This window comes from Streptococcus mitis (assembly GCF_901542415.1).
Lineage (GTDB): Bacteria > Bacillota > Bacilli > Lactobacillales > Streptococcaceae > Streptococcus > Streptococcus mitis_BL.
The window spans coordinates 1,430,022-1,449,768 of the sequence record NZ_CABEHV010000004.1 but is presented as its reverse complement, the minus strand read 5'-3'; the positions used below and the strand labels follow the sequence as shown (position 1 = coordinate 1,449,768).

Annotated in this window: 11 protein-coding genes and 2 pseudogenes; 10 read left to right on the top strand and 3 right to left on the bottom strand. The window is 41.0% G+C overall.

Features of this window, described 5'->3' with window-relative positions; genetic code table 11:
• The first annotated feature begins 43 nt into the window (after positions 1–43).
• The 3 genes from FQT24_RS07570 to FQT24_RS07560 all read left to right on the top strand — a co-directional run bounded on the left by FQT24_RS07570 (position 44) and on the right by FQT24_RS07560 (position 3,697).
• A complete protein-coding gene (locus tag FQT24_RS07570) occupies positions 44–1,210 on the top strand; it encodes an SIS domain-containing protein (protein WP_143952612.1) in 1,167 nt (388 codons plus the stop codon).
• Positions 1,211–1,326: 116 nt separating this feature from the next.
• Positions 1,327–2,364, top strand: coding sequence for an aldose epimerase family protein (locus FQT24_RS07565; RefSeq protein WP_143952611.1), 1,038 nt, complete (start codon positions 1,327–1,329; stop codon positions 2,362–2,364).
• A 136-nt stretch (positions 2,365–2,500) separates the two neighbouring features.
• Positions 2,501–3,697, top strand: coding sequence for a CAP domain-containing protein (locus FQT24_RS07560; RefSeq protein WP_143952610.1), 1,197 nt, complete (start codon positions 2,501–2,503; stop codon positions 3,695–3,697).
• A gap of 207 nt (positions 3,698–3,904) precedes the next feature.
• Here FQT24_RS07560 and FQT24_RS07555 read toward each other — a convergent pair.
• Both FQT24_RS07555 and FQT24_RS07550 read right to left on the bottom strand, forming a co-directional pair.
• Positions 3,905–5,431, bottom strand: a pseudogene (locus FQT24_RS07555) (IS1182 family transposase).
• A gap of 123 nt (positions 5,432–5,554) precedes the next feature.
• Positions 5,555–6,080: pseudogene (locus FQT24_RS07550) on the bottom strand (transposase); the annotation flags it as partial.
• Positions 6,081–6,295: 215 nt separating this feature from the next.
• Between FQT24_RS07550 and FQT24_RS07545 the strand changes: the two are divergent.
• From FQT24_RS07545 to FQT24_RS07515, 6 genes are all read left to right on the top strand, one after another.
• Positions 6,296–12,112, top strand: coding sequence for a G5 domain-containing protein (locus FQT24_RS07545; RefSeq protein ID WP_143952609.1), 5,817 nt, complete (start codon positions 6,296–6,298; stop codon positions 12,110–12,112).
• A 428-nt stretch (positions 12,113–12,540) separates the two neighbouring features.
• Entirely contained in the window at positions 12,541–13,395 is an 855-nt protein-coding gene (locus FQT24_RS07535) for a VOC family protein (protein ID WP_143952607.1), read from the top strand.
• Between the two features lie 106 nt (positions 13,396–13,501).
• Positions 13,502–14,059 (top strand): sugar O-acetyltransferase, encoded by a 558-nt coding sequence (locus FQT24_RS07530; protein WP_143952606.1) that lies wholly within the window; start codon positions 13,502–13,504, stop codon positions 14,057–14,059.
• A gap of 206 nt (positions 14,060–14,265) precedes the next feature.
• Entirely contained in the window at positions 14,266–14,718 is a 453-nt protein-coding gene (locus FQT24_RS07525) for a nucleoside phosphorylase-I family protein (RefSeq protein WP_143952605.1), read from the top strand.
• 33 nt (positions 14,719–14,751) lie between these two features.
• A complete protein-coding gene (locus FQT24_RS07520; protein ID WP_143952604.1) occupies positions 14,752–16,131 on the top strand; it encodes a TrkH family potassium uptake protein in 1,380 nt (459 codons plus the stop codon).
• A 13-nt stretch (positions 16,132–16,144) separates the two neighbouring features.
• Positions 16,145–16,810: a potassium channel family protein gene (locus tag FQT24_RS07515; RefSeq protein WP_143952603.1), complete on the top strand. Its 666-nt coding sequence runs from the start codon at positions 16,145–16,147 to the stop codon at positions 16,808–16,810.
• A gap of 324 nt (positions 16,811–17,134) precedes the next feature.
• On the opposite strand, the gene FQT24_RS07510 is transcribed toward FQT24_RS07515, so the two are convergent.
• Positions 17,135–18,301, bottom strand: coding sequence for an IS30 family transposase (locus FQT24_RS07510; protein ID WP_143951979.1), 1,167 nt, complete (start codon positions 18,299–18,301; stop codon positions 17,135–17,137).
• A 395-nt stretch (positions 18,302–18,696) separates the two neighbouring features.
• Here FQT24_RS07510 and FQT24_RS07505 point away from each other — a divergent pair, with 395 nt between their 5' ends.
• Entirely contained in the window at positions 18,697–19,713 is a 1,017-nt protein-coding gene (locus FQT24_RS07505) for a glycosyltransferase family 2 protein (RefSeq protein ID WP_143952602.1), read from the top strand.
• Positions 19,714–19,747 lie beyond the last annotated feature (34 nt).

The window sequence follows — 19,747 nt, the reverse complement described above, 5'->3', positions numbered from 1 at the left end:
GGCTTACTCCCATTCCCATATTTAATAGAAAAAGAGGAACTCAATGCTACATTATACAAAAGAAGACTTGATCGAATTGGGTGCAGAAATCACTACACGTGAAATCTACCAACAGCCTGATGTATGGAAAGAAGCTTTTGAATCTTATCAAGCAAAACGTGAAGAAATTGCAGCCTTCCTGCAAGAGATTGCTGATAAACATGACTATATCAAGGTTATCTTGACAGGTGCTGGAACTTCTGCTTATGTGGGAGATACCTTGGTACCTTACTTTAAGGAAGTCTATGACGAACGCAAATGGAATTTCAATGCTATTGCGACCACAGATATCGTTGCCAATCCAGAAACTTATTTGAAAAAAGATGTGGCAACTGTCCTTGTGTCTTTTGCTCGTAGTGGAAATTCGCCTGAAAGTGTGGCGACTGTTGATTTGGCTAAAGCCTTGGTGGATGAGCTTTATCAAGTGACGATTACTTGTGCAGCGGACGGTAAGTTGGCTCTTCAAGCTCATGGAGATGAGCGCAATCTCTTGCTTTTGCAACCAGCTGCTTCCAATGATGCTGGATTTGCCATGACCTCTAGCTTTACGTCTATGATGTTGACAGCTCTCTTAGTCTTTGATCCTACAGAATTTGCTGTTAAAGCTGAACGTTTTGAAGTTGTATCTAGTCTTGCCCGTAAAATTCTAGACAATGCAGAAGATGTCAAAGAACTTGTTGACCTAGACTTTAACCGTGTCATCTATCTAGGAGCTGGTCCTTTCTTTGGACTTGCTCATGAAGCTCAGCTTAAGATTTTGGAACTGACTGCTGGTCAAGTTGCGACTATGTATGAAAGCCCAGTCGGCTTCCGTCACGGTCCAAAATCTCTTATCAACGAAGATACAGTTGTTTTGGTATTTGGTACAACGACAGACTACACTTGCAAGTATGACTTGGACTTGGTTCGTGAAGTTGCTGGTGACCAGATTGCTCGTCGTGTTGTGCTTTTGAGTGATCAAGCCTTTGACCTTGAAAATGTCAAAGAAGTGGCTCTTGGTTGTGGTGGTGTCTTGAATGATATTTACCGTGTCTTCCCTTACATTGTTTATGCCCAACTCTTTGCCCTATTGACTTCACTTAAGGTAGAAAATAAACCTGACACACCGTCTCCTACAGGTACAGTAAACCGTGTGGTACAAGGTGTGATCATCCACGAATATCAAAAGTAATACTTTGTTTATAGATTCTTGATAAAGGAGTTTGTAAATCATACAAGTAAACCATAGATTGTCAGTAGGCTTTCTATGGTTTGTTTGCTTGAGAGAAATAGTAAAAGGAGAACAGAATGAAAGCATACACAGAGCGTGTATTTGGAAATGTTGAGGGAAAGGATGTCTTGGCCTATCGATTTGAGACGGACGGTGGCTACCAGCTTGAGGTTACGACTTATGGTGCGACCATCTTGCGCTATGTCACACCTGACAAGGCTGGAAATTTTGCCAACGTTATTTTGGGCTTTGATGATTTTGACAGCTATATGGGCAATAGTCCCAAGCATGGAGCTAGCGTAGGTCCTGTGGCGGGACGTATTGCAGGTGCGACATTTGAATTAAATGGCAAGACCTATGAACTTGAAGTCAACAATGCTAGCAACTGTAACCACAGTGGTTCAACTGGTTGGGATTCGAGCTTGTTTGAACTAATTGAGGTGAGCGACCATGGCTTGACCCTCTACACAGAGCGTACAGATGGGACAGGAGGATTTCCTGGAAATCTCAAGATTTGGATCAGTTACCACTTAGAAGAAACTGGTGCCTATGAAATCAGCTACAAGGTAACGACCGATCAGGATACGCTGGTCAATCCAACAAACCACAGCTATTTCAACTTGTCTGGTGATTTCACGCAGACGATTGACCGTCATGTCTTCCAACTAAACACAGAGGGCATTTACCCAATCGCTCCCGACGGTGTTCCTGCCAAAACTCCAGATGCTACTCGTGATGTGGTCAAGCACATCTACAATGGTGCCTTGTTGAAGGATATCTTTGCAGAGGAAGATGAGCAAATCCAGCTGGTATCTGGTTTGGATCATCCATTTGCCCTTCCTGCAGGTCATGACAATGCTGGTTTCCTTTATGACCAAAATTCAGGTCGCTTCCTGCTTTTCAAGACAGAAGCTCCTTGTTTTGTAGTCTACACAGCAAACTTTGTGGATGAGAGTGTCATCATAGGAGGTCAGCCAATGGTACAGCACAATGGGATTGCACTTGAAGCGCAGGCTTTACCAGATGCCATTCATAGCGACCTCAAAGACCAAGTCATTCTTAAAGCCGGTCAAACCTTCACCAGTAAGACACGTTATGAGCTTGTTGTGAAATAAAAGGATAGGAATTTCTACTTTTTGGGGAATAGTATTTATCTTATAACATTAGTAGAAATGGGCAAAGAATAGGAAAATATGATATAATTTAATATTGAAAATACCTGTCCTATCTAAAGGATAAAAGGAGAAAAAAATGAAGAAAATTGTATTTGCTAGCGCCTTGGCTTTGACTTTAGCTGGAGCAGTTTTGACAAATGATGTTTTTGCCAATGACAGACTTGTGGCAACACAATCTGCAGATGGTAGAAATGAAAATGTCTTGAGTTCAGAAGTGCTTAACCCTGCTAGTGGCAATGTTTTGGTTGGATTAAAGGGAGAATTTTTGACTCCAGACCAACAAGCTATCTTAGATGCCATCAATGCTATCCGTAAAGAGGCAGCTGACGAAGGTTTGGTAGATAAGTATGTCCCTATCAAATGGTCGACTGACCTAGAAAAGGCAGCTTTTGCCAGAGCTGCAGAAGCTTCTGTAACCATGGACCATACTCGTCTTTCTGGTAAAGAAATCTGGAGTGCCTTCCCATCAGGAAACAGTGTACTAGGAGAAAACTTGGGTTGGAACCATGATGGTTTTCTAAAAGCTCTTGAACAATGGAGTGCTGAAAAAGCAGACTACGTGAAGAAAAAATCAGGTGGTTCAGCAAAAGGTGGCTCTGGTCATTATGAAACTTTGATTAGCCCTAAATTTACACATATGGGGATTGCTGCCTTTAAGAACCCAAATAACCCATATAATGCCGTAACGATTGCTCAGGCTTTTGGTGATGCTGCTACTTCAGAAGAGTTGGTAGGCAGTTACGGTCCTGCTATTCAATATGCAGAAGTGACTTCATCTAACTTGTCAACAGTTAAAAATAAAGCAGTCGTAGTTGAAAAAGCGCTGAAAGAATTTAGAACTTCTAGTTCAGACCAATCTGGTTGGGTGAAAACAGATGGAAAATGGTATTTCTATGAGTCTGGTGATCTGAAGACAGGCTGGGTGAAAACGGGTGGTAAATGGTACTACTTGGATGACCTAGGTGTCATGCAGACAGGATTTGTAAAAGTAGATGGTAGCTGGTATTACTTGAGTAGCTCAGGTGCTATGTTTACAGGCTGGGGTACAGACGGAAATAGATGGTTCTACTTTGATGGCTCAGGTGCTATGAAGACAGGCTGGCTCAAAGAAAATGGAATCTGGTACTACCTTGATGCGTCAGGTATCATGAAGACAGGTTGGTTTAAAGTTGGCCAATACTGGTATTATGCATATGGCTCTGGAGCTTTGGCAGTCAGCACAACAACACCAGACGGTTATAAAGTAAATGGAAATGGTGAATGGGTAAACTAGAAACTAAAGGAGTTGCTTTCACAACTTTAGATAACCTATATTTGTTACTATAATTTTAAATATGGAGAGGAGAAATACTGCTTCTCTTCATTTTTATGGCTCTTTGTCAACTGTAGTGGGTTGAGAAAAGTTAAGATCTGAGTCTGAGACAAAATAGTTCTCAGCCACAAAAAAGCTAGAGATTTCCAATTGCGGAACTCTAGCTTTTTAATTTTGAGTCGTTCTCTTATTGTATTTTAGGAGGTTATTGGCCATAAGTACCAATCCCATGTCAATTCTCACTTGACGCTTCCCTCTCAGATTACATCTCTTGTAACCCAAACAAGCCTTTATCTGCCCAAAGACAGGTTCCACATCAATCTTGCGTTGAGCGAAAATCTGTCTACCTTGGGGAGATAAAAGCGCCTGGCATTCTTTCGTTTTTAAGTGCTGATAGCGTTCGTTCATATACAGTTCCTTTTGAGGGGCTGATTCAGGTTCATCAGCGTAGTAAACCTCGATTTCCTGTTGAAAGTCCGTCTGTGTTTTCTGATGTTTGATATGGTGAAAACGATAGTACCACTCTTCAGGATGTGTATAGCTATCCTCCTTGTCATTATAATGCCAATTCACTAAGTTTCTAGCTGACTGTTTATACCCTCTCTTCTGTTCCTTATCAAACATGGCATATTTAATCAGATGGTTCACCTCCTTTTAATTTAGACGAAGGAGGTTTTCTTCACTTCCATATCCAGCATCTGCGACAACTGTCTTTACGTCATGCGGATAAGTTTCAAGTAAGGGTAGAAGAGTCTTGGTATCTGTCGGATTTGAGAAGACATCATAGTGAAGAACAAATTGGTTTTCAGTAGCGATTTGAAGATTATAAGCGGCCTTGAGTTGGCTATTTTTCATATGGTCTTCCTTCATTCGCATAAAAGTAGCATCTGGATCTGTTTTGGAAAAACTGTTACGCCCTTCAAATGTCTCCTGATAGCCCTCATATTTTTCAGCACCTACTGAAAAATCATCCTTGACTTTACGCAAGACTTTCTTGAGTTTACGACGCTGGGCTTTACGTTCATCTTTCCCTTTAACGGGTGTCTCCTCAATGTCCTGGTTCAGTTTTTCCAATTCTTCTTCAAGGACTTGAGCGAATACAAGCAACTGATCTGAGGAGATAGGCTCTTCTTCATCCAGCTTAATAGCCTGATGGATAAGGGGTGTGATTTCTTCTTGAAAATAGACCTGTATCTGTTCTTGAAGTTTGGCGGAAAACTTGTCTGTCGCTTTCTTCCACACGAAACTATACTTGTTGGCATTGGCTTCAATCTTAGTCCCGTCAATAAACAGACAATCTAAGGTCACTAACTCTTCCATTTTTAAACGAAGATTGATGTCAATGAAAAGATTACGAATGAGTTCTTCCATCCCTTCAGCGACACGAAACCGATTGATGGTGCCGTAGCTGACAACCAACTGTCCTGTTAGGTACTGCATAGCCAGATTTTCAACCAGCATTTTTTAAATTTTTCGTCCAGAGAAAATCCCTTGTGAATAGGCAAATAGCAGAGTAGCTAAAAGCATCTTAGGATGATAAGATGGGCGACCAAATTCATGATAGAAGTCATGAAAGTGATGATCCTCTAAGCTATTCACCACCTTTTCAATAGTAAAAACGAGATGGTCTTGTGGCAAGAAGGAACTAATTTCTAGTGGTAAAGTTGTTTGATTTGTGTTATAGTGAATATGCATGGGATAGCCTTTCTAAATGGTTTATTGGGCAATTCTATTTTACCAAGACTATCGCAACCATGCAAAAAAATCAACGGCAAATCCGTTGCTTTTTTTGCAAGCTAAGGGACTTTTGTCCCAGACTTTTTCTTTTTTGATATTCAGAGCGATGAAAATCCTTTTTTTTGAAGTTTTCAAAGTTCCGAAATCCAAAGGCATTTCGTTTGATAAGTTTAACGAGATTATTGGTCGCTTCCAATTTGGCGTTGGAATAGGGTAGTTGAAGGGCGTTGACAATCTTCTCTTTATCCTTTAGAAAGGTTTTAAAGACAGTCTGAAAAAGAGGATGAACCTTCTTTATATTGTCCTCAATAAGTCCGAAGAATTTGTCAGGTTCCTTGTTCTGAAAGTGAAAAAGCAAGAGTTGATAGAGGTTGTAGTGGTGTTTCAACTCTTCTGAATAGGTCAAAAGCTTGTCTAGAATCTCTTTATTCGTTAAGTGCATACGAAAAGTAGGGCGATAAAATCGTTTATCACTCAGTTTACGACTATCTTGTTGAATGAGTTTCCAATAGCGTTTGATGGCCTTGTATTCATGGGATTTTCGCTCAAATTGATTCATGATTTGGACACGTACACGACTCATAGCATGGCTAAGATGTTGGAGTAAAACAGTCCAGTGAACTGTTTTAGCCTGAGCCTAGAAATTAGAAAGCGAAGCTGTTTAGCCAAGTCAAATAGATTGCAAGATGTTCACTTAATCAGAAGAACAACTTTCTTGCACTTGACTTGATAATTGGGGTATAATTAAATTTATAGGATTTTGATAGACAAAATTTCAGTCTTCAAAAATAGTATCCTTTGATTGTTAGAAATTGGTTTAATATGAAAGAAAAAATAATAAAATCATCAAATCAGCGACAACTATTCTCTTTTCGTAAGTATAAAGTTGGGCTTTGCTCTGTTTTATTAGGTACAGCGTTGGTTTTTGGAGCTTCAGTGTCTAGTCCTGTTAGTGCAGCTGAACTTGAGAAAGAACCTACTGTTATAGAAGGAACTGATGTTATAGGAAGCAGTACGGTGTCCAGTTCTAGTGATGATACTTCCAACAAAATATCTAATCATACAAATACAGTAGAAGATGCTCCAGTAGTCAAGGTAACAGCTAGTGCTGAGGAGATGAAAAAAGAAGACGATTACTATGCTCGTGAGATATTCAAGAATTCAGAAGTGGTATCGGTAGATGACGTGGAGACAAATAATAATGCAGATAAGAGTACTGACCTTAGTTCAGATTTGAAAAAGGTCAAGAATTTGACCAATGCTACTGTTCATGTTGAGTTTAAAGCAACAGAAACGGTACCGAATTTATATAGTGTATTTTCTACCTCTAGTACTTCAAGTCGAAATGAGTATTTCCTTTTAGGAGTAAGTGGAAACAAGCCTGTTGTAGAGGCTAGAACAGGAAAAGAGGGGAGCTATCAGTACGATCGTTTTGAAGATGGAAAGGAAAGTATTCGTCCTAATGAGTGGAACTCGTTGACCTTTACTATTTCTCGACCTAATGTTAATGTAGATGCTGGTGAGGCAAAACTTTATGTTAATGGTAGGTTATCCAAAGCTTCTACTAAATCGGGTCTTTTTTTGACAGCTATGCAAAACTTGACCAATATGCAGTTAGGAGCTATGCAACGTGGAAATGGTAAAGTTTGGGGGACTAATCTAGATATTCGTAATCTAACGATTTATGATTATGCCTTCAGTGACACAGAGGTAGGACAACGAAGTGCTGTTTTTCTTCGAGATCCTCAGGGAAACAAGTCTCTTAGTTCAGCTGAATTAACAGATAATAAGGTTGTTTTTCAAGCTGGATTGAATGGTCAGAAAAATAGTGATGGTATTTATTCTTATCGTATACCATCATTGCTGAAAACGGCTGATAGTACGATTATTGCAGGAGCGGATGAACGTCGTTTGCATTATTCTGACTGGGGTGATATCGGAATGGTTGTTCGTCGAAGTGAGGATGGTGGCAAAACTTGGGGTGAACGAATTAATATTTTAAATATTCGTGATAATCCAATAGCTAGAAATGCTAATATTGGTTCTCCTATTTCTATTGATATGGTTCTAGTTCAAGATCCTCAGACAAAGAAAATTTATTCTATCTATGATGTCTTTCCAGAAGGACAAGGGATTTTGGGTATGAGTGTTACTCGTGAAGAGTCTTATACAGTTGTCAATGGTCGAACATACCAGATAGTATATAAGGGAAATGAAAAATATACTATTCGGGAAGATGATTATATTTATGATAGCAATAATCAAAAGACATCTTATCATGTAATCACTAAATCGACTAAGTCTGATAATAAGTATAGTGATACAGGTGATTTGTATAATGGCAGTAAGTTAGTGGGAAATATATATTTTAACCCAACAACTGACTCTCCTTTTCGTGTAGCCAAGGATAACTTTATATGGATTTCAGAGAGTAATGATGACGGAAAAACTTGGTCAGCGCCAAGGGACATTACACCCCAGATAAAGAAAGATTGGATGAAATTTTTGGGTACGGGTCCAGGTTCAGGTATCGCATTGAAGAATGGTCGATATGCAGGACGTTTAGTAGTACCTATGTATTCAACTAATTATGTATCTCATCTCAATGGTTCTCAGTCTTCTCGTGTAATTTATTCTGATGATCATGGTTTGACTTGGCATATGGGAGCTTCTCCTAATGATGGTCGTATCTTCAGAGGGGAAACTTTGAATTCTAATACTATGAGAAACACAGCAGCAGAATTGACTGAGGCTACTGTTGTCGAGTTAAATGATGGCACACTCAAGATGTTTATGCGTAATCGAAGTGGTCATGTTCAATTTTCTACTAGTAAAGATGGTGGTGCTACTTGGAGTGCTGTTGAAACAATTAGTGATATTCCAGATGTTTATGTACAACTTTCAGCAGTTCACACTGTGCAAAATGGTCGGGAGTACATTGTATTAGTAAATGCTAATGGAGGTGGTCGTGAAAATGGCTATGCTCGACTTGCAGAAGTTCAATCAGATGGTAGTTTGAAATGGATCAGACATAATTTGGTCCAAGCTGGTAAGTTTGCTTATAATTCTGTTCAAAATCTAGGTAATGGTGAGTTTGGTCTTCTCTATGAGCATAGTGAAGATGGTGAAAATGACTATACTCTTTCCTTTAGAAAATTTAACTGGGATTTCTTAAATCCAAAGGTTCGGGCAGTTTCTGCTCAAGTGACGACAGATGATAACTTAGTTTCTATACGTTATGATGGTGAGGTACTTGCTCGAAAAGGTCTGGTTTTAACATTATCTAATGGTAGAAAACTGCCTTTTGTTACTCAGTATGATAATCGTACCCTTCATTTCCAATGGAAACCAGAGGATGAGGGGGCGACTGTAACAGGTATTCAAACAGGGACTTTGGATAGCGTGACAGATATTCCACTGGATACTACCAATGTTCGTCTGCCAATCCGTACTCGCACTGTTGAACCAACGGATCCAAAAGTAGCCGGTTCTCTCCTTTATCCTGATATCAACAATGACTTAAGGTGGCCAGCTGGTTTGAGCTACGATGATTTGAATAGAACTGTAACCCGAACTATACATTATGTTGCTGATGACGGAAAAGTTTTCCCAGATACAGTACAGACAGTCGCTTATAGTCGTAATGCTATTGTTGATCTGGTTAAAGGTACGGTTACTTATGGTTCTTGGGTCTTGGCTAAGTCAGAGTTTGACAGTCTTGTTGTTCCTATACAGGCTGGATATTTGGCTGATAGATCTTTGATTACTAACCAAAATATCGAAAAAAATGTTCATACTTTGGTACCAATTTCGGTGACAACTAGTGTCCGTTATAAGAAATTAGGTTCTTGGATTGTTCAAACTCCAAATTCTGAAATGAATAGGATCTCTTATCCCAATAGCTATTTAGATGCGAGTGTTATCGGTAATCATAGTACGGTTACTATTCCTTATGTAGCGGGTTACCGTGCGATTGGTAAAGATGGGAATTATTTGACCCTGAAAAATACGGATCGTCCAGCAGAAGGATATCTAGCACCACGTCCTGATGATGCCACCCAAGATAGCATCATTCGTTATGATAAAGATAATCAAAGTGTTCAGATTCGTTTTGTGAATCAATCTAATAAAGCGGTCTTATCAACTGTTTCTTTAACTGGAAAAACAGGTGAAGTGATTGATAGTGAGTCTGTAGACAGGGAAATTTTATCTTTCTTGAACAAAGGTTATCGGATTGTTACAGATGAATTTCATCAGACAACAACTCCTGTTTATGGTGACAACAGTCGTGTGGTTACTCAGTTTACTATTGTGCTTACACCAAGGGTGGAGAAGATTGATGCTAGTCAGTCTAAAGAAAAAGATTCATTGGTAGATAGTCAGTTGAAGCTTACTTGGCCAGCTGGTTTGACAGAAAAAGACTTACAGAAGTCGGTTAGTCGTACGACTCGTTTCTTGAATACACAAGGTGAGGAAATTGCGCCTGCTCACGAAGCTGTTCTTAATTATAGAAGAACAGCAACTGTTAATCTTGTAACCAAAGCTGTTCTTTATACGGGTTGGATTGCTGAACAAAATAAATTTCCAGCAGTTTCAGCTCCAGTTGTGATTGGTTACCTAGCAAATGAATTGAAGAAACCAGAATTATCAAGCACTCCAAATATCCCAGCAAGAGTGGATGCTATTTATTATCGTAAACTTGGACAATGGGTACTGAAATTACCGTCAGAGACAATAAGAATAGCTTATCCTAACGACCGTAGCAATGCAGGACGTGTTGGAACAGATTTGTCAACGGCTCCAGTTGTGACAGGTTATCAAGCCAAATATCAAGGTAAAAACCTAGTTTTATCACAGGATGGAAGAAGTTATATTCTTTCCCTTCCAGAAGATGTTACACGTGATATGACAATTGATTACACTCGTATTCCAGCTGTAGAAGGGAAAGAGGAAGTTCGTGAAACGGTATCAATTCCTTACGAACGCTTGACTGAGGTTAGCTCTGATCTCTATACAGATCAAACTCAGCTGAAACAGTCAGGTCGTGCAGGTTCTAAGACTGTTGTGAAGCTATACCAAACACTGGATGGTGTGAAAACAGACAAGGTCCTCTCTGTCCGTGAGGAAAATATAGTGGCCTCTCAACCTGAAATTACCCTAGTTGGTACTAAGCCTATTAAGAGTCAAGAAAACGTTGTTAGCACAGAAGAAATCACACCAGTACTTGTGTACAGAGAAGACCCTTCACTCCTGAAAGGTCAAAGTCAGACTGTTCAAGGTCGTGCAGGTCAGCGTAAGATTACCACTATCTATGAAACAGACCACGGTATACGTACTGGAATGATCCTTTCTCAAACCAGTGAAATTGTGCAAGAAGCAACTCCAACAATCATCTATCAGGGTGTGAAGGTTATCGGTCGCACTATTCCAGAAGATGGTCCTCTATTGCCAATGGTTGAAAAACCAAGTGTGGAAACCCGTATAGAGGAGACTGACTTTACTACTGAATATAGGGATAGTGCTAGCTTACCAAAAGGTCAAACCAAGGTCTTGATTGCAGGAGAGAAAGGTCAGCGTACCATCATTACAGAAATTAGTAGTGACAATGGTGTAGAAACACGTCGTGTGCTATCTAACAATATTACCAAAGAACCGATTAATCAAGTTGTCTTAATAGGGATCAAAGCTGTAGAAGGGAAAGAAGAAGTTCGTGAAACGGTATCAATTCCTTACGAACGCTTGACTGAGGTTAGCTCTGATCTCTATACAGATCAAACTCAGCTGAAACAGTCAGGTCGTGCAGGTTCTAAGACTGTTGTGAAGCTATACCAAACATTAGATGGCGTGAAAACAGACAAGGTTCTCTCTGTCCGTGAGGAAAATGTAGTGGCCTCTCAACCTGAAATTACCCTAGTTGGTACTAAGCCTATTAAGAGTCAAGAAAATGTTGTTAGCATAGAAGAAATCGCACCAGTACTTGTGTACCGAGAAGACCCTTCACTCCTGAAAGGTCAAAGTCAGACTGTTCAAGGTCGTGCAGGTCAGCGTAAGATTACCACTATCTATGAAACAGACCACGGTATACGTACTGGAATTATCCTTTCTCAAACCAGTGAAATTGTGCAAGAAGCAACTCCAACAATCATCTATCAGGGTGTGAAGGTTATCGGTCGCACTATTCCAGAAGATGGTCCTCTATTGCCAATGGTTGAAAAACCAAGTGTGGAAACCCGTATAGAGGAGACTGACTTTACTACTGAATATAGGAATAGTGCTAGCTTACCAAAAGGTCAAACTAAGGTCTTGATTGTAGGAGAGAAAGGTCAGCGTACCATCATTACAGAAATTAGTAGTGACAATGGTGTAGAAACACGTCGTGTGCTATCTAACGATATTACCAAAGAACCGATTAATCAAGTTATCTTAAGAGGAATCAAAGCTGTAGAAGGAGAAGAAGACAAGAAAACACTTCTAATTCCTTCGAATGAGAATGTGATTCTTAGTTCTGATAGAAAATTAGCGAATTCTGCTAAGGAGTTACCAAGGACGTCGAATACTGATGATAAAAACTTATTTGTGCTTGGGTCAATCGGACTTCTCTTGGGTTTGGGATTGAGTGTTAGAAAAAGAAAAAATTGAGCATGAAATTTCCAATTTGATAGTAACGATAGATTTTCATAGAGATGATAGAGGATAATTTTAGCATTAAGAAAAGTTGTTTTAACTATTGCTATGGGAGCACCATATATATTTATAGCAATAAATTTGATAGCTTTTTTGAAAGTCATGTTTCTTCATTTGGATTCCGAAATCAGGACAAAATGGAGCATTGTACTCCAGTTTAGCGATGATTTCCTTATGTATATCCCGATTTATGATATCTATAGGGGATTTACCCATTACAAATATTATAGAGCCGGTTAAATAAACACAAAACAATCCTAGAAGATTTTTCTGGGATTGTTTTTGCTAGGGGAGTTTCTATAAGTTGTCTGGCTTGACTTTCTTGATAGAAATTATATAATAGTTGTAATAAAAATAATTACAACTAGAAAAGAGGTCTATTTATGACCTATGAATACAAGAGTCACATTTATTTGGCAGAGGCAGTTTTAAATGTAAAGGATTTGGCAAGTCAAACAGCCTTTTATCAGCAAGTGCTTGGTTTGGAAATCTTATCACAGACTGAGACAGAGGCTATTCTAGGACTTGGTGGAAAAGCCTTGGTTCAGCTGATTCAAGCACAAGAGAGTGGAGAAGTAAGGGAATATTATGGCCTTTACCATCTGGCTATTCTCTTGCCGACACGCAAGGCATTGGCTGATGTATTGAAACACCTGACAGATTTACAGATTCCTCTTGTTGGCGGTGCAGATCACGGTTACAGTGAGGCCCTTTACTTGGAAGATTTGGAGGGGAATGGCATCGAGCTCTATCGAGATAAGCCAGTTTCCACATGGGATATTCGAGAAGATGGACGCATTATTGGGGTGACAGAGGCCCTTGCGGAGCAGGATATCTATGAGTTGGGGGAAAGAGTAGAGCCCTTTATCCTAGCAGAAGGTACGAGAATGGGGCATATCCATCTTTCCGTCAAGGATAGTCGAAAGTCCAGCCAGTTTTATCAAAAGGTGTTAGGACTAGAGGATAAATTCAGTTTGCCTAGCGCTAGTTGGATTGCGGCTGGGGACTATCATCATCATTTAGCAGTCAACGAATGGGGAGGAAAAGGCCTAGCTCCGCGTAAGCAAGGTTTGCTAGGCTTAGCCTACTATGTCATTGAAGTCGCGAGTAAGGAAGAATTGTTAACGATTGCCGAGCGAGCACAGGAAGTTGATGCACCAATCAAGTGGCTGACATCTAGCCAGCTGGAAGTTACAGATCCAGACGGAATTGTGACCCGTATTCGTTTAGCAAGATAGGCAAGATGTGTTAAAAATCAGAGCATAAATTGTAGAAAGTACCCCTTATCCTAGTCAGATATGTAAACATTTTGATATGATAGTAGGGAATAAGGAGAAGAATACAATGACCAGTGAATACCAGAAAATGATTGCAGGAGAACCCTATCATCCGTTTGATCCTGAGTTGCGGGCCTTGGCTCAGGCTTCTCGCCAAAAACAGGCTGCCTTTAACAAGGAAGAAGATCCCTTGAAGGGGGCGGAGATTATTAAGACTTGGTTTGGTTCGACTGGGCAAAATCTCTATGTCAATCCACGCCTGGTGGTCGATTATGGAGTCAATATCCATCTAGGGGAAAATTTTTATTCTAATTGGAACTTGACCATGCTGGATGTTTGCCCGATTCGCATCGGAGACAATGCCATGATTGGCCCCAACTGTCAGTTTTTAACCCCACTCCATCCGCTGGATCCGCATGAACGTAATTCAGGTGTCGAATACGGCAAGCCCATCACCATCGGTGACAATTTCTGGGCAGGTGGTGGAGTCATTGTCCTTTCTGGAGTGACACTAGGCAATAACGTAGTGGCAGGAGCAGGGGCCGTTATTACCAAGTCTTTTGGCGACAACGTTGTCCTAGCTGGTAATCCCGCGCGCGTGATTAAGGAGATACCTGTGAAATAGAAGTAAGAAGGAACAGCGGAGGTTGTTTCTTTTTTATGGATTCCATCATCTTTTACCCAACTCACATTTACCTACTCTATATCTTAGCAAGTTTGTTTCATTGATTAATTTTAAAGCATTTCGTAACTGGGATGTTTTTTTCTATTCCCCTCCTTGACACTTTGTCAGCTTTTGATACAATAGTACAAAATTAGAGGAGATGAGTTATGATTCAGAAACATGCGATTCCTATTTTAGAGTTTGATGACAATCCTCAGGCGGTCATCATGCCCAATCACGAGGGGTTGGATTTGCACTTGCCCAAGAAGTGTGTCTATGCTTTTTTAGGTGAAGAGATTGATCGCTATGCGAGGGAAGTCGAGGCGGACTGTGTTGGTGAGTTCGTTTCTGCCACCAAGACCTATCCAGTCTATGTCTTCAACTACAAGGGCGAGGAGATCTGTCTGGCTCAGGCTCCTGTTGGTTCCGCTCCAGCAGCCCAGTTTATGGAGTGTTCTGCGCTTGCGGCAGTAGCCCAACTGCGTGGAGTTCTCTGGGGAGAGTTGCTGTTCACAGCTGATTCCTTAGCAGACTTGGACCAGTACGACAGTCGTGACTGGGGTTCAGAAGCTTTCGAGAAGGCTTTGGAACTCTGTCTTGAGATAGCCTCTCAGTTTTAGCTACTATTCTTCTTTTTATGGTACAATGGATGTATGTTATTCAAATTATTTGTGAAAAAAATTGAAAGAGCCTTGGGCGGACTTTCGCCTGCTCGTCGAATTTTTCTGAGTTTCGCTGGAGTTATTTTTATAGGATCTCTCCTTTTGAGTTTGCCCTTTGTTCAGGCGAGTGATTCGCAGGCCACTTATTTTGACCATCTTTTTACGACGGTGTCCATGGTCTGTGTGACTGGCCTTTCTACGCAACCAGTGGCTACTACCTATAATGTCTGGGGGCAGTTGATTTGTATGCTCTTGATCCAGATTGGTGGTCTGGGACTCATGACCTTTATCGGAGTCTTTTATATTCAGGGGAAGCAAAAGCTCAGTCTTCGCAGTCGTGAAACTATTCAGGAGAGCTTTAGTTACGGGGAGACTCGGTCACTGAAGGCCTTTATGCGCTCCATCTTTTTGACGACTTTTCTGGTGGAGGGCTTGGGTGCCTTCCTGCTAAGTTTCCGTTTTATTCCTGAGTTCGGCTGGGGAAGAGGCATTTTTACCTCCATCTTTTTAGCCATTTCAGCCTTTTGTAATGCTGGTTTTGATAATTTTGGCAGCAGCAGTTTAGTGGCTTTTCAGACGGATCCCTTGATCAATCTAGTCATTGCTGGCTTGATTATCACAGGTGGTCTTGGCTTTATGGTCTGGTTTGACTTGGCAACCCAGTTTGACAAGAAGAAAAAACGCCGTCTGCGTTTCCACACCAAGTTGGTCCTCTTCTTGACTGCAGGGATTTTACTGTTTGGGACAGTATCCACACTCTTTACGGAGTGGCACAATCCAGGGACCATTGGCAATCTCAGTGTTCCAGAGAAAGTGCTGGTCAGCTTTTTCCAAACCGTCAGCATGAGAACGGCTGGTTTTGCTTCTATTGACTATACCCAAGCTCGGCCTGTGACCTTGTTTATCTATATCCTACAGATGTTTCTCGGTGGAGCTCCTGGAGGGACGGCTGGGGGGCTCAAGATTACGACTTTCTTTGTCTTGTTGGTCTTTGCGCGTAGTGAATTGCTGGGCTTACCTCATGCCAATGTGGCGCAGAGAACCATTGAGGCTCGCACAGTCCAAAAATCCTTTAGTGTCTTCATTATCTTTTTGATGACCTTCCTGTTGGGCTTGGTGTTGCTGGGAATTACAGCAGAAGGAACACCGCGATTTATCTACCTTATGTTTGAGACCATTTCAGCCCTTGCGACAGTTGGGGTAACGGCAAATCTGACACCAGAATTGGGCAAGTTAGCCCTCAGTATTGTCATGGTGCTCATGTTCATTGGCCGTATCGGTCCTTTGACCTTGTTGGTTAGTCTAGCGGATTACCAGCCTGATAAGAAAGATTTGATTCAGTATATGAAAGCAGATATTAGTATTGGATAAGAAAGGAAGAACTATGTCAGATCGTACGATTGGAATTTTAGGTTTGGGGATTTTCGGGAGTAGTGTCCTGACGGCCCTAGCCAAGCAAGATATGAATATCATTGCCATCGATGACCACGCCGAGCGTATCAATCAATTTGAGCCTGTTTTGGCGCGTGGAGTTGTGGGCGATATTACAGATGAGGAACTCCTCAGAACCGCTGGTATTGATACCTGTGATACAGTTGTAGTCGCGACAGGGGAAAATCTAGAGTCGAGTGTGCTTGCAGTCATGCACTGTAAGAGTTTGGGGGTACCAAGGGTTATTGCCAAGGTCAAAAGCCAGACAGCCAAGAAGGTGCTGGAAAAAATCGGTGCTGACTCGGTGATTTCGCCTGAGTATGAAATGGGGCAGTCTCTAGCGCAGACCATTCTCTTTCATAACAATGTTGATGTCTTTCAGCTGGATAAAAATGTGTCTATCGTGGAGATGAAGATTCCGAGTGTTTGGGAAGGTCAAAGTCTGAGCCAGCTAAATCTACGTGGCAAATACAATCTCAATGTCCTAGGATTTCGTGAACAAGAAAATTCACCGCTAGATGTCCAGTTTGGACCTAATGACCTCTTGAAGGCAGATGCCTATATTTTAGCAGTCATTAACAACCAGTATCTAGATGACTTGGCAGAATTAAATTCGTAAGGAGGGGATTTCCCTCTTTTTTGATGTCCAAGATGGCAAATAGAGAGGAACTTGTATCCTAATTGAGACCAGGGTAAATTCGCAAACTAAGTTCCACCGCTAGTAGAAGTGGAAGTTAGTCTGATAAAAATCCTAAAAACCAGTGGAAATCCGTGTCAGGGTAAGTTCCACTGGTTTTACTAATGCTTGATTTCATCGCTTTTGTAACCAAAAGGAATCGAAAAAAAGAGCGCACAAAATCCCCTCATCTGAAAGCGTTTCAGATTAAGTTCCGCTATGGTGGAAGTTAGTGTGAGACGTTTGAATGCGGTTAAAGGTTAGTTTTTAGAACTTATGTTGGAGTAATTTCGAAGACTGACAGACGTCTTCTGCAGGTATTTTAGAAATACCTAGAAGCTTAGGAATCTCTTCTCCATAGGTAAAGGCAAAGAGCTCATAGGCTGACTTTCCATTCAAAGCAGCACGTTTGACACTGTTGACATGAGAGCAGACGAGATTGATGTCCTCTTGAGTTAAGTTGTCAAAAGCAGTTCCCTTAGGTAGAATGTCTCGAATCAGTGTGTGGTTTTTCTCAATTCTCCCTTTCTGGTCAGAGCGATTAGGGTCACAAAAGAAGAGTTTACTCTCTCCTCGCACATCCATTTCGATATCATCAACCCTGGCAAACTCTCCACCATTATCGGTAAGAATGACAGGAAAGAGTTGGAAGAAATCTTTATCAGCTTCATGAAGAGTGTTCTTGATGGTATAGAGGTGTTTGGTAACCTCAAGGGCAGTTTTATTATCCAGAAGCCTAGCGAAGATAAAGTTACAGAAAGACAGGTTGAAGGTAAGTAGGACTTTACCTCCCATCCTCCCCAGAACTGTGTCCATTTCCAGCCAAGAGTCTAGTTGATTAAGGACTAAATAGTTTTGGAAATCCTCATAGGAACGGCCTTTTTTAGCTTCTTTAGGGATGGAAGGTAGTTTCCTTTTCCGTCTTTCTTTGAATTTAACGGCTCTGGCTAGGTCAATATGAGCGATAGATAGGTATCCTTTTCGGATGTGTCGATAGACGGTTGAGGAACTGACATCAAGGTTATGAGTTTTGAGGATATGATAGATGTGTTGTCCCTTTTTAACACCATCAGAAATGACTTTGTCCATGTCCCAGAAGGCCTTGGAATTAAGGGGAGTTCCTTCACGAGCTTCGACAAGAGTTTGTTCGTACTGTTTTTGAGCTTGTTTAGCAAGGTAGAAGATTTTTTTAAATCCACAATTTTGTCTTCTTTTAGGGCATCCATTACAGACAAAGGGAGCCTTATCGAGTAAAGGGCAAGGAAGGTTATCGCATGTAGACTCTCGGACTTGTCTGTTTCGTTTGACTTCTTTGGAAACAGTAGTTGGGTCTTTTAGAATGGATTGTCCGATAGCTTTGAAGGTTTCACCGCGCTCTAAGCCTAATTGGATATCATTACGGTCTGAAAGGGTAAGGTGTTTATGTTTTGTCATAGTAGACCTCATTTCTAACTCAAACGTCTCACACTTAATTCCACCATAAAAATCCGTTTTAGACTAATTTCCACTTTGGTTGGGCAAGTGGAAGTTACTTTGAGAAATTAGCTAATTGAGACCAGAACCCCTTGTATTCTAGTAAAAGTCCTTCAAAAACGGGACTTTATGGTAAAATAGAGAGAAGTGACAAGAGAGAGTAATACTCTTCGAAAATCTCTTTAAACCATACTAGTGTCGTCTTGCCGTAGATATCATAGGTATAGGTAACTGACTTCGTCAGTCTTATCCACAACCTCAAAGCAGTGCTTTGAGCAACCTGCGGCTAGTTTCCTAGTTTGCTCTTTGATTTTCATTGAGTATAAGAAAAAATCAGTCCCCTAAAGGAGTAGATCATGAAGTTATTGTCTATCGCCATCCCTAGCTATAATGCCGCAGCCTATCTTCATTACTGTGTGGAGTCGCTAGTGATTGGTGGTGAGCAAGTTGAGATTTTGATTATCAATGACGGGTCCCAGGACCAGACTCAGGAAATAGCTGAGCGTTTAGCCAGTAAGTATCCTAGCATCGTTAGAGCTATTTATCAGGAAAATAAAGGCCATGGCGGTGCGGTCAATCGTGGCTTGGCGGAGGCTTCTGGACGTTATTTTAAAGTAGTTGACAGTGATGACTGGGTGGATCCTCGTGCCTACCTAAAGATTCTTGAAACCTTGCAGGAACTAGAGAGTGAAGGTCAAGAGGTGGATGCCTTTGTGACCAATTTTGTCTATGAAAAGGAAGGCCAGTCTCGTAAGAAGAGTATGAGTTACGAGTCAGTCTTGCCTGTCCAGCAGATTTTTGGCTGGGATCAGGTCGGAAATTTCTCAAAAGGCCAGTATATCATGATGCACTCGCTGATTTATCGGACAGATTTGTTGCGAGCGAGTCAGTTCCAACTGCCTGAGCATACCTTTTATGTCGATAATCTCTTTGTCTTTACCCCCCTTCAGCAGGTCAAGACCATGTACTATCTGCCTGTCGATTTCTATCGTTATTTGATTGGGCGTGAGGACCAGTCTGTCAATGAGCAAGTGATGATTAGGCGCATTGACCAGCAACTCAAGGTCAATCGACTCTTGGTAGACCAGCTTGATTTGTCCCAAGTGAGTCATCCAAAAATGCGAGAATATTTGCTGAATCATATTGAAATCACTACGGTGATTTCCAGCGCCCTGCTCAACCGATCAGGCACAGCAGAGCATCTTGCCAAAAAACGGGAGCTGTGGACCTATATTCAGCAGGAAAATCCAGAGGTTTTTCAGGCTATCCGCAAGACCATGCTCAGCCGTTTGACCAAACATTCAGTCTTACCAGCTCGCAAACTTTCTAATGTCGTCTATCAAATCACCAAGTCTGTTTATGGATTTAATTAATATAAGTATTTTATAAGAGGGATTTAAGAAAAAT

What these genes read in the sequence shown, in the direction of transcription:
- FQT24_RS07560 (WP_143952610.1), top strand. Translation starts at nt 2,501, where the DNA reads ATGAAGAAAATTGTATTTGCTAGCGCCTTGGCTTTGACTTTAGCTGGA.
- FQT24_RS07520 (WP_143952604.1), top strand. Translation starts at nt 14,752, where the DNA reads ATGTTATTCAAATTATTTGTGAAAAAAATTGAAAGAGCCTTGGGCGGA.
- FQT24_RS07570 (WP_143952612.1), top strand. Translation starts at nt 44, where the DNA reads ATGCTACATTATACAAAAGAAGACTTGATCGAATTGGGTGCAGAAATC.
- FQT24_RS07525 (WP_143952605.1), top strand. Translation starts at nt 14,266, where the DNA reads ATGATTCAGAAACATGCGATTCCTATTTTAGAGTTTGATGACAATCCT.
- FQT24_RS07515 (WP_143952603.1), top strand. Translation starts at nt 16,145, where the DNA reads ATGTCAGATCGTACGATTGGAATTTTAGGTTTGGGGATTTTCGGGAGT.
- FQT24_RS07530 (WP_143952606.1), top strand. Translation starts at nt 13,502, where the DNA reads ATGACCAGTGAATACCAGAAAATGATTGCAGGAGAACCCTATCATCCG.
- FQT24_RS07535 (WP_143952607.1), top strand. Translation starts at nt 12,541, where the DNA reads ATGACCTATGAATACAAGAGTCACATTTATTTGGCAGAGGCAGTTTTA.
- FQT24_RS07565 (WP_143952611.1), top strand. Translation starts at nt 1,327, where the DNA reads ATGAAAGCATACACAGAGCGTGTATTTGGAAATGTTGAGGGAAAGGAT.
- FQT24_RS07505 (WP_143952602.1), top strand. Translation starts at nt 18,697, where the DNA reads ATGAAGTTATTGTCTATCGCCATCCCTAGCTATAATGCCGCAGCCTAT.
- FQT24_RS07545 (WP_143952609.1), top strand. Translation starts at nt 6,296, where the DNA reads ATGAAAGAAAAAATAATAAAATCATCAAATCAGCGACAACTATTCTCT.
- FQT24_RS07510 (WP_143951979.1), bottom strand. Translation starts at nt 18,301, where the DNA reads ATGACAAAACATAAACACCTTACCCTTTCAGACCGTAATGATATCCAA.